Annotated in this window: 6 protein-coding genes and 2 pseudogenes; 4 read left to right on the top strand and 4 right to left on the bottom strand. The window is 66.8% G+C overall.

Annotation, left to right across the window (positions count from 1 at the left end):
- On the bottom strand, positions 1 to 209 hold a 209-nt coding region (locus ABZY33_RS35815; RefSeq protein ID WP_356495901.1), incomplete at its 3' end, for a transposase.
- A 72-nt stretch (positions 210 to 281) separates the two neighbouring features.
- Here ABZY33_RS35815 and ABZY33_RS35810 point away from each other — a divergent pair.
- The 3 genes and pseudogenes from ABZY33_RS35810 to ABZY33_RS35800 all read left to right on the top strand — a co-directional run.
- Positions 282 to 416: pseudogene (locus ABZY33_RS35810) on the top strand (IS5/IS1182 family transposase); the annotation flags it as partial.
- Between the two features lie 87 nt (positions 417 to 503).
- Positions 504 to 1,127: a histidine phosphatase family protein gene (locus tag ABZY33_RS35805; protein ID WP_356495900.1), complete on the top strand. Its 624-nt coding sequence runs from the start codon at positions 504 to 506 to the stop codon at positions 1,125 to 1,127.
- 35 nt (positions 1,128 to 1,162) lie between these two features.
- Positions 1,163 to 2,022, top strand: a protein-coding gene (locus ABZY33_RS35800; protein WP_356495899.1) for an IS5 family transposase whose coding sequence is annotated in 2 segments (ribosomal slippage) — positions 1,163 to 1,499 and positions 1,499 to 2,022 — 861 coding nt in all. Because the reading frame shifts where the segments join, the coding sequence is not laid out codon by codon here.
- A gap of 90 nt (positions 2,023 to 2,112) precedes the next feature.
- Here the strand turns inward: ABZY33_RS35800 and ABZY33_RS35795 are convergent.
- Both ABZY33_RS35795 and ABZY33_RS35790 read right to left on the bottom strand, forming a co-directional pair.
- Positions 2,113 to 2,541, bottom strand: coding sequence for a peptidase inhibitor family I36 protein (locus tag ABZY33_RS35795; protein WP_356495898.1), 429 nt, complete (start codon positions 2,539 to 2,541; stop codon positions 2,113 to 2,115).
- Between the two features lie 193 nt (positions 2,542 to 2,734).
- Positions 2,735 to 3,181, bottom strand: a complete 447-nt coding sequence (locus ABZY33_RS35790) for a hypothetical protein (RefSeq protein ID WP_356495897.1) — start codon at positions 3,179 to 3,181, stop codon at positions 2,735 to 2,737.
- A gap of 192 nt (positions 3,182 to 3,373) precedes the next feature.
- Between ABZY33_RS35790 and ABZY33_RS35785 the strand changes: the two genes are divergently transcribed.
- A complete protein-coding gene (locus ABZY33_RS35785) occupies positions 3,374 to 4,858 on the top strand; it encodes a serine/threonine-protein kinase (RefSeq protein WP_356495896.1) in 1,485 nt (494 codons plus the stop codon).
- A 96-nt stretch (positions 4,859 to 4,954) separates the two neighbouring features.
- On the opposite strand, the pseudogene ABZY33_RS35780 reads toward ABZY33_RS35785, so the two are convergent.
- A pseudogene (locus tag ABZY33_RS35780) lies at positions 4,955 to 5,140 on the bottom strand (SDR family oxidoreductase); the annotation flags it as partial.
- Positions 5,141 to 5,599 lie beyond the last annotated feature (459 nt).

Below are 5,599 nucleotides of genomic sequence, written 5' to 3'. Positions count from 1 at the left end.
TCCTGCGGGAGGTGTTCGAACTGGATGTCGGTGTGCAGGACGTACAGGATCCCGCACAACACCTGGCGGTCCGGGACCGGCAGGCGACCGGGGTAGCGGAACCGCCGCTCCTTCTTCGGCAGCAGCGGCTCGATCCGCTCCCACAAGTCGTCCGGCACGATCCACGGTGAAGTTCCCACAGCCTGGCCAACGCTCAACTGCCCGGTCAGGCACGGCTGCCAGGGACGATGCACCTCATTGTGTTAGCCGTTCTAAGACCGTAGAAGGGGGGGCCTTCACCCCTGACCAACTCCACCCGGGTGCTGGCCACCGTGCTCTACCTACGCAAAGTCGGCACCCGAGACCTCCTGGCACAACTCTTCGAAGTCAACGGCAGCATCCTCACCAGGGCTATTCACGAAGTCCAGCCCCTTCTAGGCGCTTCTTCTTGATACGGGAACCGGCGCCGAAGCAGGCAGCGTCCATCGTTACACAAGATCGTTAGCGGGGCAGAGGAGCATTGGATGACCGACACGGCTACCCGTTACCTCTATCTGGCGCGGCATGGCGAGGCGGCGTCGGAGGAGAGCGGGCTGACGGAGAGGGGCCGTCGGCAAGCCATGCTGCTCGGTGAGCGCCTGCGGGAGGTCCCTTTCGCGGCTGTTCACCATGGCCCGCTGCCCCGGGCAGAGCAGACCGCGCGTCTGATCGGCGACCAGCTGCGGAACGTTCCCCTGCGCGTCTCGGAAGTTGCTGGTGACTACGTTCCTTACGTACCCCTGAGAGACGAGCTGCCGGCGGAATTCGCCGACTTCTTCCTGCGTTTCCTTTCTGGCGCCACTGAGGAGGAACGCGAGCACGGAGCTGCTCTCGCCCGGCAGGCGCTGGAGATGTTCACCGGGCCGGTGAACGGTGAAGAGGACCGTCACGAACTGGTCGTCACCCACAACTTCCTGGTCGCCTGGCTCGTCCGGGACGCCATGCATGCGCCGCACTGGCGTTGGCTCGGCCTCAACCACGGCAACGCCGCTCTCACGGTCATCCGGTACGCGCCCGCCCGGCCAGCCTCCGTCCTCGTCTCGAACGACATACGGCATCTGCCCCGCGAGCTGCGCTGGACGGGCTTCCCTCCCGAGGTTCACGTCTAGCGTGCCCGCTGGATGGGTTCGCCAGTTGATCAGCTGTGTCCATCCGATTAGTGATCACCGATGAGATGTGGGACCGGATCGAGCCGCTGATGCCAGCCGATCCGGTCCGCGGCCGAAGGTGGGCCGACCACCGCCGCACCCTCGAGGCCATCGCCTGGAAGTACCGCACCAACTCGCCCTGGCGGGATCTGCCCGACGAGTTCGGCTCGTTCCAGACCACCCACAAACGGCTGATCAGGTGGGCCGTCGACGGCACCTGGGAGAAGACCTTCGCCGCCGTCCTGGCGGCGGCGGATGCCGACGACGACATCGACTGGACGCTCTCGGTCGACTCCACGGTCGTGCGGGCCCACCAGCACGCCGCAGGCGCATGCAAAGAGGGGCGATCCGCTCTGGCGAGCCTGTCGATCACGCCCTCGGACGCTCTCGCGGGGGCTTGAGCACCAAGGTCCACCTGGCCGCGGACGGCGGTGCACGGCCTCTGGCCTTCACGGTCACCGCAGGCCAGGCCGGGGACGCACCCGCATTCGAGACGGTGATGTCCCGCATCCGCGTGCCTCGCAGCGGACCGGGACGGCCGCGAACCCGGCCCATCGTGGTGCTGGCCGACCGGGCCTACTCATCGCGCGCCATCCGCAGCCACCTGCGACGCCGGGGAATCCGCGCGGTCATCCCGCAGCCCTCCGACCAGATCGACCACCGCCTGCGGCGGGGTCGCCACGGAGGCCGCCCGCCAGGCTTCGACCGCGAAGCCTACAAGCAGCGGAATGCAGTTGAGCGTTGCATCAACCGCCTCAAGCAGTGGCGCGGCCTGGCCAGCCGAACCGACAAACTCGCGATCGCCTACCAGGCCGCACTCCACCTCGCTGGCATCCTCATCTGGGCCCGACGCTGACCAAAGAGACAGAACCTAGGGCGCCGACGCAGCCCCGCGCCGTCGGCGCCCCAGGCTGCCTCCCGCCGCCGGCCGTGAGCTGTGGCGATGTCAGGCGCCGCAGGGGGTGTCGCCGATGTGCAGGCTGTGGGTGACGTCGTTGAGCTGGTAGGAGCGCAGGTCGCCGATGGTACCGCCCTCGCGGCCGACACAGACGTGCCGGCCGAAGTAGGTGTCCTTCTGGTAGACGCGTGCGGTGCGGCCGCTGTTGTTGATGACGGAACTGCCCGCGCCGCGGATGTAGTCGGGCAGGTGACGCACGGAGCCGTCGACGGCGCGCTTCACGTAGGGCTGGCCGCCGAACTCGATCTCGGGGTAGATGCAGACGAACCCGCGCGGGCAGCTGACCTGGTGCCGGACCGGGCTAGGGGATCCTGCTGTGGGGGTGGCGTGGGCGGGCGCGAGGCCGGCCAGTGAGGCGGCCAGCATGGCCGGGACGGCGGCGGCGAGCAACGCGCTCGTGCGGTGCAGGAGTCTCATGGCAACTGGCTGTCCTGGCGGAACGGTTCGCCATGCAGCGGGCGTCTGCTGTTCCTCCGGATGAGTGACATGGAGCGAGTGGTGAGCCGTCTGGTGTCGGCGTCGCTGCGAAACGCCATACGTGCCCTACCGCCGGCCGGGAGCCTGGTGTTAGGAGGCGGGGGTGCGCTCTCGTAGCGCTACTCCTCCTCTGCTACCGCCTCCTGATCCAGCGCTGGGCAAGGACGAGCGTGTCACGCAGCTCATCAACACCGGCCTCAGCCCGGCGAGCAGCTCCCGTGGTCTGGGTCAGCAGAGTCTGGGCTTCCGGGAACGACGTCCCCGTGGCCGCGACCAGCCGGCCCACACAGGCATTGAGCGCCTCGCGCAGCGCGGAGCCGCCCATCGCTTGGATCTCCTCTTCCGGCAGAAGCACGGAATCGGCAGGCCCGCTGGGCAGCGAGCTGAGGTCGACAAGCCACTGACGGGCCAGGTCAAGCCCCTGGCCGAGGTCCCCAAGGGTGAACTCCTCGCGGTGACGCCGCTGCACCGCACGGTTGAGCAACGTATTGATCTCGCGAGCCGGCCGACGCGCGGCCTTCCCCACCTGCGCGGCCTGCACATTGAGCAGTTGCCGCGCCCGGGCGTAGGTGATCAGCACCCGAGGTGCTCGCAGGCCTGACCTGACCGGCGGCCTCCGGCGACGGATCGACGCCTGTGTAGATGCCATGCAGTAGCGCGTCGGCTCGTTCTTCGCCTCTCTGCGGTACCCGTCGGAAACCGGGAAGATGGTGATGTGCGTCTGAGTCTGCGGCGCGCACATACGCGTCGTCGCTGCCGTGTTGGGGGTCGCATGAATCCGGGCTACATTCTCGCAAGCCGCTACCAACTGACCAAACGGCTCGGGCGGGGAGGCATGGGTGAGGTGTGGGCCGCGCGCGATCGTGACCTCCGCCGCGACGTCGCGGTCAAACTGCTTGACGTCGCCGGGATGAACGAACCGGAACTGCAGCAGCGCTTCGAACGCGAGGGCGTCGCCGCCGCTCAGATCAATCACCCCAACGTAGCGGCCCTGTACGACCGTGGCATGGACGAGGACATGATCTTCCTCGTGATGGAGAAGGTCGAAGGAACAACGCTCGCGGAGTGCATCGATCCCGACCGCCCGCTGCACCTCGACCGCGCCCTGGCGATCGCCGCTGAAATCTGCGAGGCGCTGGTCGCCGCCCACCGAGCCCACGTCATCCACTACGACATCAAGCCGCAGAACGTGATGATCACCGATGGGGGACGGGTCAAAGTCGTCGACTTCGGCATCGCCGGTTTCCTCCAGTCCGTCTCCTCCCTCGTTCCATCGGCGTACCTCACACCGGCCGGCACACCCCAGTACGGGGCGCCGGAACAGTTCCTGACCGAACGCGGAGACGCACGGTCGGATCTGTACTCACTGGGCAGTGTTCTCTTCGGCTTGCTCGCGGGAAGACCCCCTTTCACCGGTCACAGCGCGCTCGCTCTCATACAAGAAAAGCTCGCCGACGAAGCTCCTCGAATCGACTCGGTTCGCGACGGTCTTCCTCCCGCCGTGGTCACGCTCGTCACCGAGTTGCTCCGGCGCGACCCGGACAGCCGTCCCCAGACGGCGCGGCAGGTCTACGAGCGCCTCCAGCAACTTCGCTCCCAGCCGTCACCAGAGCAGCCGCACGAGCCGCCCAAGGAGCGGAACCCGCCCGGCCCCCGCACTGTGTTCGCGATGTCCTGGACCGGCTCCGAGCCTCTCGCGACCTACACCAAACCCTCGAATAGACTGGCGGCATCGGCGCAGTGGCTGTTCTTCGTATCGATCGGCGTCTGGCTCCCCCTCGATCAGCACAAAATTCATATCGGTGGCGGAGCGGAAGAGAGCAACAATCCATGGACGGCGCTCTTCGTGCTCTGCGTACTCGCGGCAGCCGTTCTGCTTCTCGCGACCCTTATCCTGGCCGTCGAGTGGCTCCAGTGCCGCCCTGAAGGAGCGTGGTCGCTGCGCGTTAGTCCTGCGGGCGTCAAAGCGACAGGTAAGCTCGGAGAACGCGAATATCCGTGGGATGAGATCCGGACATGCGTGATCGAGAAAACCGAGGGAATCTCGACTTACGAATACACGGCGCTATGGCTGAATTTTGTGACGAACAAAGAGCTCACTGTGCGGGACAGAGTGCCACCCGCCGGCTGGACCAGAAGCCATCCGAAGACGACGCCCAGGAAGGATGGCCTCGTGCCCGTTTGCATCCTGGGCCCCATGACGGAGTCGGAGCGGACAGAACTGGACGAAGCGTTGGCGCGGTACACCCGCGAGTAGGCCGCTCATACGCCGCACCCGCATCGGGCCGACTGCCCAGACCGTGACAGGACCGAGGTCGCGTCGGGCACGGCACGGCCCCGGTTCCGAGTCCGGCTATTCGGGGAAGGGGCCACGGACCGAGACGCCGCCGTCCAGCACGATCTGCTGGCCTGTGATGTAGCGGGCCTCGTCCGAGGACAGGTAGACGACCGCGGCGGCCATCTCCTGCGACGTGCCGTAGCGGCCTGCCGGGATCTCCGGAACCCAGGTGTCGGAGGGGCCGGTGTTGACGGCCGTGCTGAAGGCCGTTGGACAGACGATGCATGGTACCGGCAGCTTCGACGGCAACCTCGCTGGAATCCCTCTGAGCAGTACTCTAAACCGGTGTGGTGGGGCAGATCTGCCCGAGCCCGACCTCACTTCCATCACTTCGCTGCTACGCAATCCTTGCGAAAACAAGGTCGTTCTCTACGTGCACGGAAAGTCCTTTACTTCCGGAATGGTCCGTCGAGAGCGTCCTACACGGACATCTGCTAATCCGTCGGCGCGCCGAGGTCGCCCGTGTTCTGGCGGCCGGGAAGTGGCCTCAAGACCGCCCCGCTCGCGGTACTCCCACGCCCGGCGGGACGTTGGCCAGCACGCAACTGCAAGGCGTGGCCCTGGACGCTGCCCTGGTAGCCGACGCGCGAGCGGCCTGCGCCCTGTCCCTCTACACCGACGAACGCAGTCCACTGCTCCAAGCCGTTCTACCCGACAGCG

The organism is Streptomyces sp. NPDC006552 (genome assembly GCF_040611655.1).
GTDB lineage: Bacteria > Actinomycetota > Actinomycetes > Streptomycetales > Streptomycetaceae > Streptomyces.
This window is presented reverse-complemented; position numbering and strand designations above follow the sequence as displayed.

Excerpts from the sequence above, each read along its gene's own strand:
- ABZY33_RS35785 (WP_356495896.1), top strand. The coding sequence starts at position 3,374 with ATGAATCCGGGCTACATTCTCGCAAGCCGCTACCAACTGACCAAACGG.
- ABZY33_RS35795 (WP_356495898.1), bottom strand. The coding sequence starts at position 2,541 with ATGAGACTCCTGCACCGCACGAGCGCGTTGCTCGCCGCCGCCGTCCCG.
- ABZY33_RS35805 (WP_356495900.1), top strand. The coding sequence starts at position 504 with ATGACCGACACGGCTACCCGTTACCTCTATCTGGCGCGGCATGGCGAG.